This is a genomic window from Brevibacillus sp. AF8 (genome assembly GCF_021270385.1).
GTDB lineage: Bacteria > Bacillota > Bacilli > Brevibacillales > Brevibacillaceae > Brevibacillus.
Window position 1 is genome coordinate 537,519 of sequence record NZ_JAGQDN010000002.1, and the last position, 21,980, is coordinate 559,498.

At 47.1% G+C, this 21,980-nt stretch carries 17 protein-coding genes and 1 pseudogene; 9 read left to right on the forward strand and 9 right to left on the reverse strand.

Annotated features, from left to right (window positions below):
• Complete coding sequence (locus KB186_RS05840) at positions 1 to 765, forward strand: LamB/YcsF family protein (protein WP_232773229.1); 765 nt, start codon at positions 1 to 3, stop codon at positions 763 to 765.
• 4 nt (positions 766 to 769) lie between these two features.
• Here KB186_RS05840 and KB186_RS05845 read toward each other — a convergent pair whose 3' ends face one another.
• The 3 genes from KB186_RS05845 to KB186_RS05855 are packed head-to-tail and all read right to left on the reverse strand — an operon-like array spanning position 770 to position 4,494.
• Positions 770 to 1,903, reverse strand: a complete 1,134-nt coding sequence (locus KB186_RS05845; RefSeq protein ID WP_232773230.1) for a GerAB/ArcD/ProY family transporter — start codon at positions 1,901 to 1,903, stop codon at positions 770 to 772.
• Positions 1,904 to 1,924: 21 nt separating this feature from the next.
• Positions 1,925 to 2,968: a Ger(x)C family spore germination protein gene (locus KB186_RS05850; RefSeq protein ID WP_232773231.1), complete on the reverse strand. Its 1,044-nt coding sequence runs from the start codon at positions 2,966 to 2,968 to the stop codon at positions 1,925 to 1,927.
• Between the two features lie 50 nt (positions 2,969 to 3,018).
• Positions 3,019 to 4,494 carry a spore germination protein gene (locus KB186_RS05855; protein WP_173609363.1) on the reverse strand — a complete coding sequence of 492 codons (1,476 nt, stop codon included), beginning with the start codon at positions 4,492 to 4,494 and terminating at the stop codon, positions 3,019 to 3,021.
• 155 nt (positions 4,495 to 4,649) lie between these two features.
• On the opposite strand from KB186_RS05855, the gene cdaS reads away from it, so the two are divergent.
• A complete protein-coding gene (cdaS, locus tag KB186_RS05860) occupies positions 4,650 to 5,264 on the forward strand; it encodes a sporulation-specific diadenylate cyclase CdaS (RefSeq protein WP_173609362.1) in 615 nt (204 codons plus the stop codon).
• Between the two features lie 100 nt (positions 5,265 to 5,364).
• On the opposite strand, the gene KB186_RS05865 is transcribed toward cdaS, so the two are convergent.
• Positions 5,365 to 6,591 (reverse strand): aminopeptidase, encoded by a 1,227-nt coding sequence (locus KB186_RS05865; protein WP_173609361.1) that lies wholly within the window; start codon positions 6,589 to 6,591, stop codon positions 5,365 to 5,367.
• Positions 6,592 to 6,838: 247 nt separating this feature from the next.
• Here KB186_RS05865 and pepF point away from each other — a divergent pair, with 247 nt between their 5' ends.
• Positions 6,839 to 8,638: an oligoendopeptidase F gene (pepF, locus tag KB186_RS05870; protein WP_173609360.1), complete on the forward strand. Its 1,800-nt coding sequence runs from the start codon at positions 6,839 to 6,841 to the stop codon at positions 8,636 to 8,638.
• 81 nt (positions 8,639 to 8,719) lie between these two features.
• On the forward strand, positions 8,720 to 9,049 hold the full coding sequence (locus KB186_RS05875) for an MGMT family protein (RefSeq protein WP_173609359.1): 330 nt from the start codon (positions 8,720 to 8,722) through the stop codon (positions 9,047 to 9,049).
• Here the strand turns inward: KB186_RS05875 and KB186_RS05880 are convergent.
• Positions 9,046 to 9,405, reverse strand: a complete 360-nt coding sequence (locus tag KB186_RS05880) for a Lin0512 family protein (RefSeq protein WP_173609358.1) — start codon at positions 9,403 to 9,405, stop codon at positions 9,046 to 9,048. The genes KB186_RS05875 and KB186_RS05880 overlap by 4 nt on opposite strands.
• Before the next feature lie 167 nt (positions 9,406 to 9,572).
• On the opposite strand from KB186_RS05880, the gene KB186_RS05885 reads away from it, so the two are divergent.
• Positions 9,573 to 11,537 carry an ATP-dependent DNA helicase gene (locus KB186_RS05885; protein WP_232773232.1) on the forward strand — a complete coding sequence of 655 codons (1,965 nt, stop codon included), beginning with the start codon at positions 9,573 to 9,575 and terminating at the stop codon, positions 11,535 to 11,537.
• Positions 11,538 to 11,579: 42 nt separating this feature from the next.
• On the opposite strand, the gene KB186_RS05890 is transcribed toward KB186_RS05885, so the two are convergent.
• The gene (locus tag KB186_RS05890; RefSeq protein ID WP_232773233.1) at positions 11,580 to 13,196 is read right to left on the reverse strand and encodes a multicopper oxidase family protein; all 1,617 of its coding nucleotides are present in this window, start codon (positions 13,194 to 13,196) and stop codon (positions 11,580 to 11,582) included.
• A 608-nt stretch (positions 13,197 to 13,804) separates the two neighbouring features.
• Between KB186_RS05890 and KB186_RS05895 the strand changes: the two are divergent.
• The 3 genes and pseudogenes from KB186_RS05895 to KB186_RS05905 form a co-directional block, all read left to right on the forward strand.
• Positions 13,805 to 13,906 (forward strand): annotated as a pseudogene (locus KB186_RS05895) (DUF1697 domain-containing protein); the annotation flags it as partial.
• A 658-nt stretch (positions 13,907 to 14,564) separates the two neighbouring features.
• The gene (locus tag KB186_RS05900) at positions 14,565 to 16,634 is read left to right on the forward strand and encodes an acyltransferase family protein (RefSeq protein WP_173609355.1); all 2,070 of its coding nucleotides are present in this window, start codon (positions 14,565 to 14,567) and stop codon (positions 16,632 to 16,634) included.
• Between the two features lie 173 nt (positions 16,635 to 16,807).
• The gene (locus KB186_RS05905) at positions 16,808 to 17,695 is read left to right on the forward strand and encodes a DMT family transporter (RefSeq protein ID WP_232773234.1); all 888 of its coding nucleotides are present in this window, start codon (positions 16,808 to 16,810) and stop codon (positions 17,693 to 17,695) included.
• 72 nt (positions 17,696 to 17,767) lie between these two features.
• Here KB186_RS05905 and KB186_RS05910 read toward each other — a convergent pair whose 3' ends face one another.
• The 3 genes from KB186_RS05910 to KB186_RS05920 are packed head-to-tail and all read right to left on the reverse strand — an operon-like array spanning position 17,768 to position 20,648.
• Entirely contained in the window at positions 17,768 to 18,295 is a 528-nt protein-coding gene (locus KB186_RS05910) for a GNAT family N-acetyltransferase (protein WP_173609353.1), read from the reverse strand.
• Positions 18,296 to 18,342: 47 nt separating this feature from the next.
• Positions 18,343 to 19,281 carry an alpha/beta hydrolase gene (locus KB186_RS05915; RefSeq protein ID WP_232773235.1) on the reverse strand — a complete coding sequence of 313 codons (939 nt, stop codon included), beginning with the start codon at positions 19,279 to 19,281 and terminating at the stop codon, positions 18,343 to 18,345.
• 56 nt (positions 19,282 to 19,337) lie between these two features.
• Entirely contained in the window at positions 19,338 to 20,648 is a 1,311-nt protein-coding gene (locus KB186_RS05920; protein WP_173609351.1) for a helix-turn-helix domain-containing protein, read from the reverse strand.
• A 397-nt stretch (positions 20,649 to 21,045) separates the two neighbouring features.
• Here KB186_RS05920 and KB186_RS05925 point away from each other — a divergent pair, with 397 nt between their 5' ends.
• Entirely contained in the window at positions 21,046 to 21,978 is a 933-nt protein-coding gene (locus tag KB186_RS05925) for an ABC transporter permease (protein WP_173609350.1), read from the forward strand.
• The last annotated feature ends 2 nt before the right edge of the window (positions 21,979 to 21,980 follow it).

A 21,980-nucleotide genomic window follows, 5' to 3' on the forward strand; every position in this document is an offset into this window, starting at 1 on the left:
ATGAAGAGCGTAGATTTAAACTGTGATATGGGAGAAAGCTTTGGCGCTTACCGGATTGGGAATGACGAAGCGATTCTTCGCTATGTCAGCTCGGCAAATGTCGCTTGTGGTTTCCATGCAGGAGACCCTGGAACGATGAGAAAAACAGTGCAAATGGCTTTGGAGGCAGGTGTGGCAATTGGTGCCCATCCCGGATTCGCTGATTTGGTCGGCTTCGGTCGCCGCAGCATGGAGATTTCCCCCGAAGAGGCGTATGATCTAGTCGTGTACCAAATCGGCGCCCTGCAAGGCTTTGTGCGGGCTGAAGGGGGCGTCATGCATCATGTGAAGCCACATGGTGCCTTGTACAATATGGCAGCCACAAGACCCGCTCTGGCCGAGTCTATCGCGTTGGCCATCTACAAAGTAAATCCGGAACTGGTGTTGTATGGCTTGGCGGGAAGCGAATTGACGCGTGCTGGCGAAAAAATCGGACTAGCTACAGCGCACGAAGTGTTTGCCGACCGCACGTATCAGCAAGATGGCACGCTGACACCGCGCAATCAGCCGAATGCGATGATTACGGACCAACAGCAATCCCTCCAGCAAGTCATTCGTATGGTGAGGGACGGGCTCGTCCTAACCCAGCAAGGCGTGGACATCCCGATTCAGGCCGATACCATTTGTATTCATGGCGACGGTGCCCACGCGTTGGAATTCGCGCAGAGTATTCGAGAGGCATTGTTAGTAGCCGGTATTCCGATAGTAGCACGAGTTGCCCGATAGACATCTATCGGGCTTTTTCTGTTTCTGCACCGGGGGTCTGGTATTGTGTGGTACTTCGCTTTTTCCCCCAGAGAAGGAAGAGCAGGAACAATAGGGGGATATAGCCAAAAATAAAAACGATGCTCACTTTCCCATAAAAATGGAGTGCCATGAGCAAAGGAGTCGTACCTTCGAGCAGATAGGAACCCATTGCCAAAGATGCTAGGAGAAGCAAAAGGGCGCGGAATTGACTGATGCCAAATATCTGCTTCATTCCGCGGGTAACCCCCCATAGATTGAGACAGATGTTTGGCAAAATCACGAACAGCCAGAGAGAGATCACAATGAACTCCAATCGCTGCAAAATCGGAATTTCGACGATTTTAAGCATGGTCAAGGTCGGCCAAATAATCTTATCCAGCTCACCATGGCTAAACATGAGGAATGTTACAATAGCGACGGCTACATACAGGAGCGTGCTAAAAAGGACGCCAGCGTGTGCCCATTTTTGCGAGTGAGCTGCTCGCTTGATAAACGGGTAGTAGAAGAACAGTAGTTCAAAGCCCATATAATTGATAACAGCGTCTTTGGCAGACGCGAACAAGGCGGTAAAGCTATGCGAAAACATCGGGAACAAGTTAATCGGGCGAGCGTACTCGAAAGGGAATAGAAACAAAGGAAGCATCAATATCGCCGGAATCACCACACCAAAAAAGCAGACGCCCGTAACCGTACGAAAACCACCAGCAACAATGTACAAAATGAGGAGCAAAATAATCAGCGTCGTACTCCATGTATGCATGAGAGGGAAAATAAACTGCTTCACAATACTGACATAAGAACGCAAGATGAGAAAAGCAGCCATCCAGACGTAGATTAATACGACAAAGCTCATTAATTTTCCTAGCCATTTTCCAAAGCAGAGCTCGTGAAGGGAGAACAAATCATGGCCCCCCGCATTCAACATGAAATAGAGCATCCAAATAATGAGATGGATGCTTGCCCCGGCAAGTAGAAGGGAGATCCAGGCATCGTATCCGGCATGGGCTACGATTGTCCGTTGAAACCCTAGTATTCCGACCCCCACGATATTGGCGTGCACGAGAAAAAATACAAAAAAAGGTGAAACCATCGCGCTTTCCCGAATGGAAGTACTCACCTGATCCCTCCTGGTTATTCATTACTCACCTGTTTGCTCCAGCTTGATCGAAGCAGTCACTGCGATTTTCATTTGTGGATAAATCTTTTTGAAGTGGGAGTAGTTCCATGAAACGCTTCGACTGCGAACCAAATCACCAAATCCAACCGGATCAACTTCAAGTTTCTGCAAATGCTTCACAAAGCTCGTCGCCTCTTTTTGCAGGTACGCGGAAAGTTCTTTTTCCATTTGATGGAGGACTTGTGGATTGGATAATTGCAGCCACTTTGAATAATCTTTGATTTGTCCATTTACCGTGAGCTTTACCATGATGCTGGGAACAGGCTCTGTCGTATTGACATCGAAGGCGGCATGGGAATGCAGATTTTTCAAAAGTCCGGATTCTTTTCGATTGTTGATCGTCACCTCAAATGGAATCTGACCACTCTTGGCTTTTTCGACCATGATTTTGAGTAAAAAGCTTTCTTTTGAATGGATGCGATGCACGAATTTGTCATCTCGGAAAAGCGCGAGACCATCCAGCTTCACTCTGTCATTATGCATCACGAAATAGGGAAGGTAAGGATCGCGACCCTCACCATAAAAATTAAACAAGAAAATATGCAAGTTGGTCTTGGGCAAATTCAACGTTTTGATATTCTGAGCGACGCTATCGGAGATGAAAAAAGGAATTTGCATATGGCGAATGCCTTTCAAAATCGTCATTGCCTTTGGTTCTGCAACAGCGAGTTGAAGGCGAAAACCAATAGCTGGATCGCGGCAAAGCGTATGCACCAGCGTTTCCACTCCGTTTTCTGCATATTTCCTCCCAACTATAACGGAGCGCAATTGCCCAAGCTCCACTTGAGAAGGCGTGATGGCATTAAAATCAGGGAGGATCGTAAATAAATTCGAGCTTTTCGTTTCCAATAGCTCTATCTGAGTCTTTTCCTTTCCGTATATGTGAGTAATGGCTGCCCCTTTTATTTTTTGGTCTTCGAGATCGAGACCCAGTGAATGAATCAATTGTACTTCGCTGACAATTCGAGTCGAAGAGCAGCCAGCCAAGATCACTATCAATAGCACCACTGTCCATTTCCTTTTTGCAAGCATGGTTTCCTCGATGGCTCCTTCTTCTATTCATCAATGTCTCTTTTTTGAGTCGCCTTGTCAGGATCGTACCTCCATTGTGAGATGACGCGCATAACAGCAGACCTTTTGGCTGTGTGGCTGTAGGAAGAGCGAATGAAGCTGTCCGCGAAGCTGCGTCTGCGAAAAGGGTAAAGTGGAGCCAGATAAGGTGTTCCCAACGATTTGAGTTGAAGCAGATGAGTCAGCATGAACATTAAACCGATGGCAATTCCAAGCCCGCCCCAAATTCCAGCCAAAACAATGAGCGGGAAGCGCAGAAAACGGATCGTGTTTGACATTTTATAGATGGGGGTGGTAAAAGAGGCAAGTGCCGATAGAGCTACGATGATTAGCAAAATATTACTGGTCAAGGCTGCTTCTACTGATGCTTGTCCAATGACGATTCCACCTACGATGCCAAGAGTTTGTCCGACCTTTGTCGGGAGCCTTGCACCTGCTTCTCGCAAGAATTCGATCGTCAGCTCCAAGAAAAGCACTTCCAAGACGGGAGGAAAAGGGACGTACTTCCTCGATAAAATGATCGGAGCCAGCATGTCTTGCGGGATCATTTCCAAGTGAAAGGTGAGAACCGCCGTATAGGCAGGAGTCATCAAGATCGAAAAAAGCACTCCGAAAATGCGAATCAACCGAAATAAGGATGATAAGATCCACGGTAAATAATAATCCTCGGGAGAAATGAAGAAATCAAAGATGGTTGTTGGACCTGTAATGACATACGGGGAAGCGTCGGAAATAATCACGATTTGCCCGAGAGTTAACGCATAAATGACCCGGTCAATCCTTTCCGTAGACAGGAACAATGGAAAAGGCGTATTCGAATTGTCACTCATGATCTGATCGAGCTGTGATGAATCAAAAATAATATCGAAGTCGATGGAGTGCAGTCTTTGCTCAACGGTTTCAATGTGCTGAGGATTGGTAATGCCAGACAAATAGACAATGGCGATACGCGTATGAGAGAGTGTTCCTAAGGTCAGCTCTCGAACGATTAATTTGGGAGTGCTGATTTGTTGACGGATGAGATGCAGGTTGATATCGATATTTTCAACAAAGCCAACCTTTGGTCCAACGACACTAAACTCGTTTTCCGTGTCGTTGTCCGTTCTCAATCCTTCAGTCGGATTGGACAGATTGATCAAGGCGAAAAACTGCCAATTGTCTTTTGCCTGTATAGCAGCGTAGCCCGTCATGATTTTGGAGACGACCAGCTGTATGTCGTCTGTATAAATAATATCCTCCACATGGACGAAGCGGGAAAAATGGCGCAGTTCCGTGAGCGATTCATTTGCTTCTATGCGTTCTTGATAGGGACGCAAGAGATTTTTTTGCAGCAGCTCTGTTTTTATCAACGTTTGATAGTACGAAATGACAAAAGGACTTTCCTCGTTCAGTAGGGCGTAATGTTTAAAATCATTCGAGTCTTGTGCGATGGAAAGAAACTCATTCCATTCCGTTATCATGTCGGTTTCGCTCCATAAGCTGTTGATCATTTGTGTTTTACTATGTCCGGTTCACAGTGGAATTATTATCTAGGAAATAGAATGATTTCCTAGAGGGAGGGGAACAATCAATCAAAGAACGAAGTGTGAAGAGAAATGGAAATTGAGGGGTTCATATGCTGGAAGTTAACTGTGATACATCATCGCTGAAGGCGGAATTGCTGCAAGAGCTGAGGGGAATATCCGTTACGTTGGATGAGAGCATACATGCGCTAAAAAATGAAAACGAATGTGTACTCGGGACGTTTGACCAAATACGGACGAAGTTTAGCCGACTCGAAACAGTAGCAGCCTCCTTTTATTTGCAATGCTATCTCTCACCCTATACGGAAAAATATCTGGATTTATCCAAGGCCGTGCAGCACTTGGCCAAAAGGCGCCAAGGAGCATTGATTGTCGTTGAACGTGAGGACCCGCTAGATCTGCTGCTGCAAGCAGGCATACCGATTGGGGCCACGATGAGTCATTCCTTGCTGGAGTCGATTTTTTATCCTGGCAGCCCTTTGCATGATGGGGCCGTCCTGATTCGGGAAAATCATATCGTTTCCGCGGCCAATGTCCTGCCATTATCTCAAGTTGTGGTAGGGGAAAAAAAGCTGGGAACCAGACATCGTGCTGCGTTGGGCTTGAGTGAAAAAAGCGATGCACTGATCGTCGTTGTTTCCGAGGAAACGGGGAAAGCGTCCTTTGCCATGCAGGGACACATGTATCCGATTATCTCTCCTTCATGAAAGCGCTCCGCGAAAAGCCGTTGAATCCGAGAAAAAAAGAGGCTGGATTTGTCATGGTGATGATGAAATCCAGCCTCTCGCTATGTCATTCTCAGGAGAATCAAGCCCAATTTCCGTTGCGGAAGAGTGGTTCACGCTTGCCGTCAGCTGTTTCTCCATCAATGTTCATTTCGGCGGAGCCGATCATGAAATCGACGTGAGTGAGGCTGATATTGATACCGCGGCTAGCCAGTTCTTCATTACTCATGTCAGCGCCACCTTCGATATTCACACTATACGCGTTCCCGATCGCCAAGTGGTTGGACGCATTTTCATCAAAGAGCGTGTTATAGAAAATGATATTTGATTGCGAGATAGGGGAAAGATGAGGAACCAGCGCCACCTCGCCCAAATAATGCGAGCCTTCATCTGTTTCAATTAATTGTTTCAGGGACTCTTCTCCCTTTTCAGCAGTTGCCGAGACAATTCTGCCTTTTTCAAACGTCAGCGTAAAGTTCTCGATCAAATTCCCATGATAGCTCAAGGGCTTGGTGCTGCGAACGGTTCCGTTGACGCCTTCTTTTAATGGCGCGGTGAATACTTCTTCTGTCGGCATATTGGCCATGAAGGAGGCACCGTCTTTATTTACGCTCCCGCCGCCAATCCAGATGTGATTTTTAGGCAGCTCAATCGTCAAATTGGTGCCGGGAGCTTCGTAATGAAGATAGCGGTATTGTTTGGCGTTGAGGTGATCCACCTTGCTGTTCAATGTCGCATGATGGTCATGCCAAGCTTGGACAGGGTCATCCATATCTGCGCGAGTGGCGCGGAAGATTGCCTCCCATAGGGCAGGCTCCTGTTCCTCTTGTGGCAAATGCGGGAAGACCATTGCCGCCCATGCAGGTGATGGAACTGCTAGCACGCACCAGCTCACTTTATCAGACATGGTATAGCTGCGGAACTTGTGGAGGGCTTGACCAGCCGTTTTGTTGGCAGTAGAAATGCGTTCAAGATTTACACCCTTCAGCAAATCGGGATTCGCTGCAGAGATGTAGAGAAACGCCGCGCCATTTTCCGCCATTTCCTCCAATCCTTGTACCTTCCATTGCGGGTATTCACGAAACGCTTCGTCAGGAGCCAAATCATATTTCATCCGTGTGAGTTCATCGTCGGTCCAATCAATATGTACATGCTTGGCACCCGCTTCGTACGCTTTTTTTGCTACTTTTCTTACAAAAGGAGCAGTAGATAGCGGAGCTGTTACTACTAACGTTTGCATAGGCTGCACGTTGACGCCGACTTTTACAGCGAGATCAGCGTAACGGTCAAACAAGGTTTCAAAAGACATCGTTCATTTCCTCCTTTTTAGAACAAAAGGCTTACTTGCATTCTATCTATTTTACCTTCCCCTCCGAAATCACCTGCTTATGATTTGAAAGAATTTCCTAGGAAAGCGCAGAAAAAGACAGACTACCGCCTAATTCGAGCAAGTTATCCACTTGTTTATTTTGGTTAATTGTAGGAAAATTCAAATGAAAAGGCAAATTTATTACATAAAAAATATTTTATTGGCAGAATTAAAGGAGGCAGTCAGAGTGAAGACAAGACAGACACGTGATCAAGTCGCTGTCGAGTATACGTGGAACCTGAACGATCTGTTTGAGAGCCAGGAAGCGTGGGAGCAAGAATTAGCAGAAATTATACAGCATCTGCCTGTTGTCACAGCATTCAAAGGTCAACTGCATAAGAGTGGAGAGACGTTGTTGGCATGTTTGGAGGCAAACGAAGCGATCAATGTTCGGGCGAATATCGCAGCGACATATGCCAGACTGCGGTCTTCTGAAGACGGGACGAATCCACAAAACCAAGCGAACTCTGCACGGGTAGGGGATGTCGTATCTCAGCTTAACGCTGCGCTTTCTTTTATCCCTTCCGAAATTTTGGCGTTGCCAGAAGGAAAAATCGAGAGCTTCTTGGAGGAAGAACCAGGACTCGAAATATTCCGCAAAAGCTTGAAAGATTTGCTGGAAACAAAGCCGTACCGACTGTCGGCTGAGACTGAGGAAGCGTTTGCGGCGATGGGCGAGGTTTTCGGTGCACCATACAACATTTACTTGCGTGGAAAGTTGTCGGACATGTCATTTGCACCCGTCCTTGATGGCGAGGGAAAAGAGCGTCCCGTATCTTTCGCGCTGTTTGAGACAGATTATGAGATGTCTTCCGATACGGTGCTCCGCCGTGCTTCGTACGAATCCTTTTCGAAGACGCTCGCTTCTTACCAAAACTCCTTCGCTGCGGTATACGCGTCAGAGGTGAAAAGACAAACCGTCATGTCTCGCCTGCGCGGTTATGAAACCGTAACGGACATGCTGCTTAAGCCGCAGCAAGTTACACTGGATATGTACCACAACATCCTGGATATCATCGGGAATGAACTCGCTCCGCACATGCGACGCTATGCGAAGCTGAAAGCAAAAGAGCTTGGCCTCGAAAAACTTGCCTTTTGTGATTTGAAGACGCCGCTTGACTCAGAATTCAGCCCGCCGATTACGATTGAAGAAGCTGGGAAAAAGATTCTGGCATCCTTGCAAGTAATGGGGCCAGAGTACACGGCGATTATGGAAAAAGCACTGAATGAACGCTGGATCGACTACGTAGACAACGTGGGCAAATCGACAGGTGCGTTCTGCTCAACGACATACAGCAAGCACTCTTACATTCTCATAACGTGGTCGGGAAATATGCGCAGTGCTTTCACGCTGGCTCATGAGTTGGGGCATTGCGGACATTTTATGCTGGCGACAAGAGAGCAAAGCTTTACGAACTCTCGTCCTTCGCTGTACTTTATCGAAGCGCCTTCTACACTCAATGAGCTCTTGCTCGCGCAGCATATCGTGGAGCAATCCGACGATCCTCGTCTGAAGCGTTGGGTCATTTTGCAATTGATGAATACGTATTACCACAACTTTGTCACGCATCTTCTCGAAGCGAGAATGCAACGAAAAGTGTACGAAGGAGCGCAAAAAGACGTACCTTTGACTGCCAAACAGCTCTCCGAATGGAAAGGGCAAGTGCTCGCAGACTTCTGGGGTGATGCAGTTGATCTGGACGATGCAGCGAGCCTTACATGGATGCGCCAACCGCACTATTACATGGGGCTGTATCCGTACACGTACGCAGCTGGTTTGACTGCTTCTACCGCAATGGCGGCGAGCATCAAGCAAGAGGGACAGCCTGCCGTTGACCGTTGGATCGAGGTGCTCAAAGCCGGGGGAACACTAACGCCGCTGGAACTGATGAAAAAAGCTGGCGTGGATATGTCAGATCCGCAACCAATCCGCGAGGCTGTCGCTTACGTCGGAAGTCTGGTTGACGAGCTGGAAAGACTGTTTTAACCTGAAATAAGAAGAAAAGGCTTGTGATCTTCGAGGAGTCACAAGCCTTTTGATTTGATCAAGCAAGAAGGAGTAGTCATCATGACCGAATTTACGCAGCGCGCACTAAAAATTATTGCCGGGATTCCAACGGGCCATGTCATGACGTACGGGCAAATTGCTGCGTTGGCCGGAAGTCCGAGAGCTGCCAGACAAATCGTTCGCATCCTTCATTCCTTGTCCAAAAAGCACAAGCTTCCTTGGCATCGGGTCATCAACGCCCAAGGAAAGATCGGATTGCAAGATTTGGATTCGTTCACGCTACAAAAAATGGCCTTGGAAAGCGAAGGGGTAGTCGTGTCAGCAGCAGGAGAAATAGCGTTGGAGCGTTATCAGTTTCACCCACAGGTAGTGGATGAGCCGGTATTCTAGTATCCGACCTCTACCGAAGCGATGACGATATAGGCAAGGTCGTTTTTGTCCTCTTTTTCAGCGATCACGACCCCACTGCTCGTCAGCATGCCGCCATCGACGATTTCGAAGGAAACTTCCCCGTAAGGCAGTGCTTTACGAACCGTTTCCAGGTCGAGCTCGTCCTTGTCAGCAGGAACGGCCAGTCTCACATTTACTTTCATGTTATGGATATCGTTTCCTGGCAGGACAGAGCGCAGTCCAGGCATCGAATTATGATGGATGGCATTTTGAACAGCACGGACTGCGGCTTTGGTGACGTTTTGTCCATGCATGTCGATGCCCATTCCTATTTCAATAAACATTACTTTTTCCATTGGCTTGTTCACTCCTATTTCATTCTACTTTTCTACCATCTTTATCTTACCACGAAAAGGAATGGTTTTTTCTCTTATCTGTATTGTGTTTATCGTCAAGACATGTCATCATAACATGTTAGCATCTATGCTTGACGATTCTTTTCATTATTGGAGGCAGGTCACAATTGGAACGTTATCCTTTTGCCTACGATCCGTCCCAGCCGTTCATCTCGCAGGTGAGTGATTGGGTAGCGGACGTTTTTTATGAAGTATTGCCTGAGGCTGGATTCGAGGTGCGTGATGAGCAAATCTACATGGCCTTTCAGCTTGAACGGGCTTTTATAGAAAAGCAAACGATTTTTGCAGAGGCGGGAGTAGGCACGGGAAAAACATTGGCTTACTTGCTGTACGCCATCTGCTATGCACGGTATACCAGAAAGCCCGCTATCATTGCCTGTGCGAATGAGTCTCTGATTGAGCAGCTCGTAAAACCGGAAGGCGATATTGCGAAACTGGCTCGCCATCTCAACCTGACGATTGACGCGAGACTCGGAAAATCTCCGGACCAATATGTCTGTTTGCGCAAGCTGGATGAGGCGAGATTCCAGCCTGAGACAGGCGAAGCTTTCCAGCATATTTATCAAGAGCTGCCTTCATTTGTTCATACACATGAAGCCTTGCAGTCCTTTTATCCGTATGGGGATCGCAGCACATATCCTGAACTGGATGATCAAGAATGGGCGCAGATGAACTGGGATACTTTTCAGGATTGCTTTGTGTGCGACAGACAGCACCGTTGTGGGCAGACCCTTTCCAGAAATCATTATCGACAGTCAGCAGATTTGATCATTTGCTCCCATGACTTTTATATGGAGCATGTGTGGACTTATGAGATCCGCAAGCGCGGAGGTCAGCTACCGTTGCTGCCGCCGCATAGCTCGGTCATTTTTGATGAAGGTCATCTGTTGGAGCCTGCTGCCCAAAAAGCATTGACGTACAAGCTGAATCACTCCGTCTTCGAAGAAACGATTACGCGTGTGTTGAAGGGAGAGATCAGGGAAGAGCTCGCCATTGCCATTGAGGAAGCCATTGCCCAGAGTGAGGAGATGTTCTCGCGATTGAACGAAGAGAGCAAGGCTGTGATGGGCTCCAACCGAAAAGAAATCCATTTTCATCAGGAACTCATTGCAACCATCCACCGCTTTACGAGTCTCGTCAGTTGGATTGAAGAAGAGCTGGCGCTAGAGGGCGGTTTGTATACGTTGGACGAGTTCCAGCTGCGAATTGTCGAGGAGCATTTGGAAATGATGCAGTTGGCACTAGGACTTTTCCAGGACCCGGATCACGTCATTTCCTGGATGAGTGAAGAGATTACGGGGCCAACCTTGGTCGTCATGCCAAAAAAGGTGCAGGAAGTACTGGAAGAGCGCGTCTTCTCACAAAAGATGCCAATTGTCTTTTCGTCGGCGACTCTATCTGTTGACGGATCGTTCAAGTATGTGGCGGACAGCTTGGGCATTGATCAATACCTGTCTTTCTCGGTGGCTTCTCCATATGAGTACGACAAACAAATGGAAGTATACGTACCGACACTTTCCGTGACCGATTCATTTGCGGAAAAAATGAGACAGGCTACCCAATTACTGCAAAAATCAGCAGGTAGTGCGCTGTTGTTATTTTCCTCCATGGAGGAATTACAGCAATTCAAGGCTGCCATCAAAAACGAGCCTGCCTGTACGGATCTGCGATTCTTGTTTGAAGGAGATGCGGAAATCAGCCATCTGATCTCTCAGTTCCAAAACGACGAGAAAAGCAGCCTCTGTGCGGTGAGCCTGTGGGAAGGGCTAGACGTTCCGGGGCCTTCGCTGTCCAATGTGATCATTTGGTCACTGCCATTCCCGCCGAATGATCCGGTGTTTACAGCAAAACGAAAAAGTGCAGCGAATCCTTTCGACGAGGTAGATTTGCCTTACATGCTGCTGAGACTGCGTCAAGGCATCGGGCGTTTGATCCGTTCAAGAGAAGATAGCGGTCTGGTATCGATCTTGAGTCCGCAATTGAGCCAAGATGACAAGCTGAGACAGCAAGTGCAGGATGTATTTCCGAGTGGGGTAGAGTGGAAAACGTCTTTGGACGGTGTATTGGCGTAAAGAAAAAGCAGGAAGCCATGAAGGCTCCTGCTTTTTCTGTGGCTATTCCGGCATGTTGCCGACAGTAGGGTCGACGACGAAATCTGGCTTGAAGCCTTCATATTTTACTTCGGATACCATTCCTTGCGCAGCATGGCCCAGATCGTGGCAGTGGAACATCCAATCTCCTGGATTGTCAGCTTCGAAGGCGACTACATATGATTCACCCGGCAAAATGTTCAGCGTATCTTTGACCAGAGGGGAGCCTGTGATAGGCTGTCCGTTTTTGCTTAATACTTGGAAGAAATGTCCGTGCAAATGCATCGGGTGGATATCTTTTGGGGACTTGTTCACCAGCGTGACTTTGACCAGATTTCCTTTTTTGACGTTGAGAGGAGGGACATTCGGGAACGTTTTACCATTGATGGTAAAGGCCATTTTTCCATTTGCCGTTTCCGTGTTTAGATCCATTTGATACGTAATGTCATACTTCTGCTCCAGCGTAAAGCTGCTTTTTGCTGCTTCGCCGTATTTGGTGATGTCTATCGTCGGCATGTCGCCAGTTTCTGATTTGGCCGTTTTTGTTTCCGAGCCTTCGTAGACGATGGGCACGACAAGGGACTTGGCGCCTGGATTTGTGCTGCGCTCCTCTAGTAACCATTTGCCCGGATTGTTTGCGACAAATTCGAGATCATATCGTTCTCCTGGTCCGATATTGAGGAGCTGGCCTCCTACGAGGGGCGGATTATTGATAGGTTGCCCGTCCGTTGCTACGATTTTAAATTCATGACCTTGCAGGTTCAGCTTGTGGTTCAAGTATCCGGCATTGATCAGGCGAATTCTGACCTTCTCACCTTCTTTAACAGGTAGCGGCTGGATTGCCGGGCCTGTTTTTCCGTTCACGGAAAAAATCGTATACATCAACGGCATCATCTCAGCGTCACTCATGGGCATCTCCATACCGGTCATGTTGTGACCACCAGAGGAAGAGCTATCGGAAGAAGGGGAACTCGTGCCGTGGCTCATGCCACTTCCGTGCATTTCCGCCATGCTATCGTCCTGCATCCATTCATCCAGAACGAGGGTAAAATCCTTATCAGCTGGCTCTGGCGTAGCCGGTTCCACCACAAGTGAACCGTACAAGCCTTTGTCTACCTGCTTGGCGCTGTTTTGATGCGAGTGGTACCAGTATGTCCCGGCAACGTCCACCTTGAATTTGTAGGTGAAGCTTTCGTTTGGTCTTACGGCATTTTGGGTCACGCCAGGGATTCCATCCATGTTATTCGGGACGGGTAAGCCATGCCAGTGAATGGTGACGGGCTCGGGCAATTCGTTTTTCAACGTCACGCTGATGGTTTCCCCTTGTTTGACACGAAGCTGTGGACCTGGAACGGTTCCATTGTACGTCCATGCGGTTTTCATGGTCTTGTCATCGAGGTGGAGCATGTTTTCTTTTGCCGTGAGGGTAAACGTATTGCCTGTAAGCACCTCCATAGACGAGTCACTGGATGAGGACATCTGTTGTGGTTGAGCTTGTGCGGATGTTTCGGGTGAAGAATTCATGTTGTGTCCATTATGATCCATCGTGGTATTGTCAGTGGCAGTCGAGCATGCGGATAACAGCAAAACGCCACCTAGAACCAGGGGATAAGCCCATCGGCGTATTTTCCGTTTGTTCATGTGTTCCTTTTCCTCCTTTGCGCTGTTGGAAAAAGCGTACCAAACGATTGTGTAGAAAACATGAAGGTAGGATGTATGACACTTCTGTTACGCATTTTGCAAAAATGGGAAAGTAAGCGTGAACAAATGCTATAATGGAGTATCGTACATACGAGTAATCAGTAGAATCGGACAGGGATGGTGTTCACGTTTGGGTAACGTAGATTTTGCGAGCTTGCCTTGGAACGTTTTTTGGGTTGGAGTCGCTTATTTTTTGGTCACAGGAGTCTTTTTCTGTCTTGGGTTTATGCGATTGCTTTCCGAACGGGTGAAAAGTGGCATTGTATGCATGGTGATTGCGGTTGTCAGCGGTGGTTTTTTCTTAAATTATTTGTTTACTCATCATATTTAAATTGGAAGAATCAAGCGAAAATCCTCGTCGGTGCTGGTAATCGATGGGGATTTTATTTTTGTCTTGTATTTCCTGTTTCAATTGGCGAAAATGGTAGTGATAGGGGAACAACCGTGGTTGATGTCGCTTTCCTTCGGGGGATGCCGATTCACAAGCAATGATTCCTCACGGATTGGAAGACGCTATACATACTCGTTTTTGGATTCTGCCTTACATCATGCTGAAACTTATTGGCTCAAAGGTTTATCAACAAATGACAATCAGGAATGTCAATACAACTCGCAAAATTTACGAACGGATGCAGGCTGTTGATCCGTAAAACTTTTGTGACAAGTAAACACGTTGCATTTTGCATCTGACAGTGGTGGTCTGCGATGATCTACAATTGTGAAGCTGATGGGGGAAAGTATACCAGCAGCTTCTTTTTTGTTCCGCGTTTTGACCGGGAAAAAAACATGGTCAGAATGTAAACAGTTTGTAACGAGTTATCCCCCGAAACCGTCATATAATCAGGTTACAAACAACTATTCAGCAAGAGACTCACGTAAGACAAGGACCGGGTAATTTCCTTGTGAGACGATCCACTATAAGGAAGGTGTGATGCATATATAAGGGAGTACGCCAACCAAAAACAACGAGATAGTGAGTAGTTCATCACATCCTGAATACGGGCAACGATGATGGGAGAATTCATTTTCCATAAAGATAATGAACGAGATCAACCCCCGTTTTCGCACGATTCTAAAAAACAGGGGTTTTTGCATTCATAGAGCACGCAATTCCCGATGTGTAATGACTGCCCCCAACAACAAAGGACAATAACAGAACGGAAGGTAAAAGGGGAGAATGCAAAATGTTTTGCATGGCGAGCACGAAGAATCACCATAAAAATATGAAAAGGACGATGGGTACGAAAAGAATCAATAATCAGAACGAATTAATCACTCGCCAACATGCAACGACAGGAGGCCACCAGCATGCCTGAACCGATCAAAGGCTCCAGCAGTCGATACATGGCTGGGATCGACGGGCTTCGTGCGCTGGCGGTACTCGCAGTCATTATTTATCACTTGAATTACGACTGGGCACCCGGGGGATTGCTGGGTGTCGGGATTTTCTTCGTTTTATCGGGATATTTGATTACAGACCTATTAATTGCAGAATGGAATCGTAATGGCAGACTCGACATGAAAGACTTTTGGTTGCGCCGTGCCAGAAGATTGCTGCCAGCGCTTTTCCTCATGCTGTTTGTGGTGATGGCAGGCGTAGCCATCTTTTCGCCAGACCAGTTGAAAACCATCCGCGGAGATGTAGGGGCAGCTGTTCTGTACGTAAGTAACTGGTGGCTGGTCTTTCATGACGTATCTTATTTTGAAAAATTCGGTCCGCCTTCACCATTAGGCCATCTGTGGTCATTGGCAGTAGAAGAACAGTTTTATGTCATTTGGCCGCTGGTACTCGCTCTGGGACTCCGCTTCCTGAAGCGCAGGGGGCCAATCATGATTATTACTTTGGTGCTGGCTGCAATATCCGCCATTTCCATGGCCGTTTTGTATGAGCCAGGTCTTGATCCGAGTCGTGTATATTACGGAACGGACACACGGGTATTCGGGTTATTGATCGGTGCCGCACTCGCCATGATGTGGCCGAGTCGCTTGCTAACGACGAACATTTCACAAAAAGCGCGAATTACGCTCGATCTAAGCGGTCTTATGAGCTTAGGGATTCTTTTGTACAGCATTTGGAACACGAATCAATATGATGATTATTTGTACGAGGGCGGGCTCGTCCTTCTGTCTGTCGTCAGTGCCGTGCTGGTCGCCGTACTCGCACATCCGGCAAGCAGCTTGGCGAAATGGATGGGCTGCAAGCCATTGCGTTGGATCGGCGTTCGATCTTACGGGATTTATTTGTGGCATTACCCTGTGATCGTTTGGACGAATCCGTTCCTAGCGGACAGAGAGTGGATGGCGGTACCTGGAGCGGTTTTGCAGCTCCTCGCAAGCATTTTGCTGGCATCGGTGTCATTTAAATATCTCGAGGAGCCTATTCGTTACGGTGCATTAGGCAGAATCTGGCAGCGCTCCAATAAGGCGGGTCAGAAAACCAAACGTTTAAACCGTGTATTGGCAACCGGTTGCGCGATTGCTCTTTGTGTCACGTATTATGGGATTGCTTCACTCACGTCAGATGCGACCGCTGGAAATGTGACACAGCCAACTCAAACTGTCACCGAGACAAAGGTCCCCGACAAGCCTCATGGTCCTGAGGTGCCAATCGTAGAGAAGAAGCCGGAAACGGTTCAAAAACCGGCAACTCCCCCGACAAAACCGAAAAACGAACAGAAGCTAAATAACAACGGACAAAAGCAGAAGCCTGTGGAGAAGCAGAAAGATTCGAATGCTTCCAAACAGCCTGACCAAAAACAGGAACCGATCAAAGCGATAGGCTCTGGTAAAGGGATCACTGTGATTGGTGACTCTGTCATGCTCGATGTGGCTCCTTACCTGGAGAAACTACTGCCAGGGCTCGTCGTGGATGCCAAAATCGGAAGGCAAATGGCGCAAGCTCCTGACGTAATTGCGCAGCTCAAGGCAAAAGGCCAATTGGGAAATCGCGTCGTGATTGAATTAGGCTCGAACGGCGCATTTAGTAAAGGGCAGCTCGACAAGCTGCTGCAATCACTGGATGGCGTAGAGCAGATCATTCTCGTCAATGCTCGCGTACCTAAACCATGGGAAAGCGTCGTGAATAAGATGCTGGCGGAAACGGCTGCAGCCCAACCACATGTCGTTCTTGTGGATTGGTATACGGCAAGTGAAGGGCAAAGCTCTTACTTTTACAAAGACGGTGTTCACCCGAATAAGGAAGGCTCACAAAAATACGCGGCACTCGTGGCGAGTGCAATCGCACCGACGGAGCCGGAGAAGAAGCCGGAAGTGAAAGAGGAAGAGAAAGCGAAAGAGTCGGCAGTCGAAGAGGCCGGGCAGATGGAAGGGGCTCTGGAAGCAACTGAGGAGACCCCTATGGAAGAAATGGTACAATAAAGCAAGGGAAGACCAGTGAACTAACTCGTTCGCTGGTCTTTTGTATGTGACAGTGCCTACAACCAAACATAATTTCCTTCAAACAATAGCAGATCAGCTCATGGACTTTTTTCGCACTCTCCTGTACGATAGCTAACGGAAGAATAATGCATCGGGTGAAAGAAGGAACAATCATGATTCGGTCGTACTTGCTGTTGCTTTTTTGTGTAACGCTGTGGGGAAGTAATTTTGTTTTCGGAAGCATGCTGGTCAAAGAGTTTCCTCCGCTGTTTTTGGCAGATGTACGCTTGCTTTTCACATCTATGTTTCTGATCATTTACGCGTGGCTGACCAAAAAATTCGTAAAAATCACCGCTCGTGAGCTAGGACTTCTTGCATTGCTTGGCTTGATCGGGACGCTGGCAAATCAAACGGCGTATTTCAACGGGCTATTGACGACAGACGCGACAACAGCAGCGTTGATTCTTTCCTTGTCGCCGATCGTCACTGCAGTGCTTGCCTCTTTGTTTTTGAAGGAGCAGTTTACCCTGCGCATGAAGGTTGGCTCCGGCTTAGCTCTCCTGGGAACATTCTTTGTAGTCGGTGTTGGAGCAGGATTATCCATTTCCAAGGGAGTCTTACTCATTGTGATTGCCATGGTCACATTCTCTTCTTCCATGATCATCATTCGCAAACTGACACAAACCATCCAGCCGTTTATTGCCACCGTGTACTCGACGACGGTTGGGACTTTGTTTTTGACTCCTGCGGCGCTGTTGACGATCGAGCCAGGGGCGCAGATCAGCCACGAAGCATGGGCATGGGCGATGCTCATTTTGACTGCGATCCTCATGCAAGGAATATGTGGAATCGTCTGGAATCAGCAATTAAAAGTGGTAGGGACGGGCAAAGCAGCTATTTTTCTTAACTTGCAGCCTTTTGTAGCGATGCTGGTCGGGTTTTTACTGCTTGGTTCGCAGGTGACGTCGATTCAAGTGGGGGGCTCCTTGTTGATCGTCGTGGGTGTGATTGTTGCCAGTGTTCAAAAGAAACAATCTGTTCAGCCATCGAAATCGGTATAGGGCTTACTTGCTCATAAGAAAAGGACCTGATGGGAAGGTCCTTTTTTTGCATGGAAGGAAAACGAATGGACGCTATACGAATTTGTACATCAGGACATCATCTGCGTATTCATTCTCAGCCAGCTTGAATTCTTTTACTTTTCGTCCTTCTTCCACAAAGCCAAGGCTTTTGTATAAAGCAATCGCTCTCAGATTGTTGGAGAACACCCCTAAGCTCACTTTTTCAATGAGCGGATGCTGCTTTGCCCAAGCTAACAACTCCATCAATAAAACCTTGCCGATGCCCTTATTTCTGTGAGCTTTCTGGATCATCATCGTGATCGAACCTGTATGAGACAAACGCTTGCGAGCCGGAGATACGAGCACGATCATGCCAGCCAATTCACCGTTTATTTCCGCTACCAACATGGTTTCCCTGTCATTGTCAATAATGTTTTGGATCCACTCAAGCTGCTGTTCCATGGTTTTGTTGAACTCTTCGGAAACAGAAATAAAAAATTCCCCTTCACCAACCACATCACGCTGCAAAGATAAAATGGCCGCTGCATCCTCGATATGAGCGAAGCGAATGGTCACTTTGTCGTCTGTATGTCTAGTCAATGATTTCACCCCGTTCGCAGGCTTACGCTTTGTTTAACCAATACAACTTACATTTTGAAAGCTTTCCGTAATTGCGCCGACATCTCATCCAATGATTCTTGCGCTTGCTTGATCGTAGTATGGAATCCGATAAAGGAATGGATCAAGCCTTGTTCATTCCGATAGACGACCTCGACACCGCTATCGCGTAGCTTGTCTGCATACGATTTTCCGCCATCTCGCAAAGGATCGTATTCGGCTGTAATCACCATGGCGGGGGGCAGACCAGTGAGATCGGCTCCGTTGATCGGATCAAGATATGGATTTTGGAGATCGGCAGGCGGCAGATAATGAGAGAGGAACCAATTCAGCAATTCCACATCCATCAAATAGCCACTCGCATTTTCCTGCATGGATGGATAGGGAGCAGTGTCCACTATTCCTACGGCTGGATAGATTAATAATTGAAATACGATAGGAGGGCCCTGCCGTTCTTTAGCCATGAGACTCACGACTGTGGCAAAATTACCTCCGGCGCTATCTCCCCCTACCGCTATCCGCGACGGATCAATGCCAAACTGATCGGCATGGTCTGAAATAAATAGGAGAGAATCATAGGCATCTTCCAACCCTGCCGGAAAAGGATGTTCAGGAGCGAGCCGATAATCGATAGAAATGACGACGCATTTTGCGTTATTTGCGAAGTTGCGACATACCGAGTCTACCGTTTCGAGATTGCCGATCACAAATCCGCCTCCATGATAGTACACGAGGGCAGGAAAGGGGGCGTGACCTTCTGGTGTGTATATGCGGATCGGAATGGAACGACCTTCCAAGGGAAGCGATAGATTCTCTACCTTTTTTACCTGTTCACGTTCCACGCTTGAATCTCGATTTTGATCAGTCGCCATTCGCATAATCTGTGGGGTCAATTGGTTAAAATCGACATCATGACGTGAGCGGTTGAAGACGTCTAAAATTTGTTGAATCTGTGGATGAACGGGCATATGACAACCTCCTTTTTGGTCGTTGGATATTTTCCGCCTTTCTCATGGAGAAACAATTAAATGGTTTGTGGGGAGGGGAGTATCCGATAAATTTTCCGTGGGCGCCCCCGGTTCGTTGGCGTCTCTTCCCCAATGAGCTCGATAATGTTGTGCTCTGCCAAGTCACTCAAGATTCTTCGCGCATTGCGAGGGGTCATCCCCATCCATTCCGCGATCATCGAAGCGCTGATATATTTTTGCCCAAGCGCTTTTTGGACGGAAATGATTTTGTTAAACGTCGTAATACTAACACCGGCTTTTTTCAGATTTTCGCTGATTTCTTTGTCCTGTGTCCAATATTCGTAGCTGATGCTGTTCGGCTGACGCAGCGGTCCTTCAATCGAACCGTCATGGTCAACGAGGATCACGGCATCCTTATGGTTTTTGGCCTGACCGAGTGCAAGCTGAGCATTGCGCTCTGCAGACAGTGCTGTGACACCAAAGCCGATTCCCATATTTGCGTGCGAATGGGTGAGCAGCTTGATTTTTTCCAAAAGGAGCGTGGGGTGAAAATCCGGATTGTCTTCATACGATCCGCGGGTGGAAAAAATAATGAACTTGGAATTGCCGACCGCGACGAAGCTACCGGAAATCGACTCTGTGTAATCGAGGACGAGCTCTTGGAGCTTCAAGTCGAGGCGGCGCAGCTCGTACGCGTTGGCAGGTTCATTTACGAGCTTTTCCATGTCGGATACCTCAATCAATTGAACAGCAATTTGGGAGCGCTTGAAGTGGAGCGTTTCTCCCTCTTGCAGAATTCGCTTGAAAATCTCTCGGAATATGAAGCGTGTGAAGCCCATTCGATACACTCTGATTCCTAGTCGCTTTAATTCTTCGGTGACAAAAAGCGTTCCCGTGACACAAGCGTCTACCTTGCCTTCCTGGATAAGGCGGGTGTGATAGGCTACCAATTCAGATCTCTTTCTGAATTCTTTATATGGCTTTAGGTATGGATTCTCACAGTGCAGGCCCAATTCCTCTAAAGTCTCACGAAAATGAGCTTCCGAAATGGTATCAAAGCTCACACGATCCAAAGACAAACCATCGCGGTAGACCAATTCGAGCAATACTTTGGTCAGGACACTTGAATTGACTTGGGGATAAAAGGCTTTTTTCTTGCCAATATGCGCTTTTGCCATCGAGTAGGGAGCGACTCCAGAGAAGAACCAGATGTCTGTTTCCATATCATTTTCGGCTACATAGGCTGGTACTTGTTCCACTCCTTGATAAATAAAGGAGGTGAGCAGGATCTGATCGGAAAACTCACGTCCGACAGCTACCATTGCATCTACTGAATCTTTTGGACCGACTATGCCAACTTTTATCATCAAAATGTCCTCCAAAAAAGTTAAACTACGGGATAAACAATTCGTCAGGAAGGAGATCCATCCTTTTTTCGGCATTCTAGTATGCCAGTCTTTCTTATATAGATTAAATATAACCCATCAGATGGGCATGCGAGATGTAGCGAACACGAAATTTTAAATAGGGATGTTTTAGGGAAAATTTCCGTATTAATTGTTTTATATTTGACAACTTTCAGCAAATTCCTTTATAAATCGATGTAAAAAATAAAAAAATCAGAATTGACATTAAATAATCACGGCACTATATTGTTGAATTAAGGAATGTTTTAGGTCAATTTCCGTTAAAGGTTTTTCAAAAGGAGGGTGCGTTTAATTTTCTTAATCTTTTTGCAAGTCTGGACTAGGGGGCTCTTATAAGATGTCACGTTATTTACTTAAAAGAATTCTGATGATGGTACTCACCTTGTGGATTATTGTAACGTTGACCTTTAGCCTGATGCATATGATCCCTGGTGATCCATTCGCGTCGGAGTCAGATCAGTTGCCCGAGCAAATTTTGATGAATCTGCGTGCCAAATACAATTTGGATGAACCGCTGCCGATGCAGTATTTGCTTTATCTAAAAAGTTTGGTCATGCTCGATTTAGGACCTTCTATTAAGTCGGAGACACGCGGTGTCAATGATATGATCAAAGATGGCTTCGGAGCATCTGCAATGATCGGTTTGCAGGCGATAGCGGTTGCCCTTTTTTTCGGACTTTTATTCGGAACAATTGCGGCATTAAACCGAAATACCTGGATTGATTATGCGGCAATGGTCATGGCGGTATTAGGAATTGCTGTACCCAGCTTTATCATGGCGCCATTGCTCATTAATTACTTGGCAATCAAATGGCCGTTATTCCCAGTAGCGACGCTTACCAGTTGGAAACATTCGGTTCTGCCTTCACTCGCACTTGCTTTTGGTCCTTTAGCGATCATTACACGCTATATGCGGACGAGCATGATCGACGTGATGAACCAGAATTACATACGGACCGCTGAGGCAAAAGGAATTCCGACTTTTCTGATAGTGGTCAAGCATGGAATCCGCAACGCGATTTTGCCGATCGTCACGTTTATGGGACCGCTCATCGCGGGGCTGTTAACCGGAACGTTCGTCGTCGAAAAGATCTTTGCAGTACCAGGGATCGGCAAATACTTCGTCGATGGCATTTTCAATCGAGATTATCCCGTTATTCTGGGAACAACAGTATTCTACAGTGCCATCTTGGTGCTCATTATCTTCTTGATTGATCTGGCCTATATGTTCATCGATCCACGAATCAAACTATCGAGCAGGGGGAGGTAGCC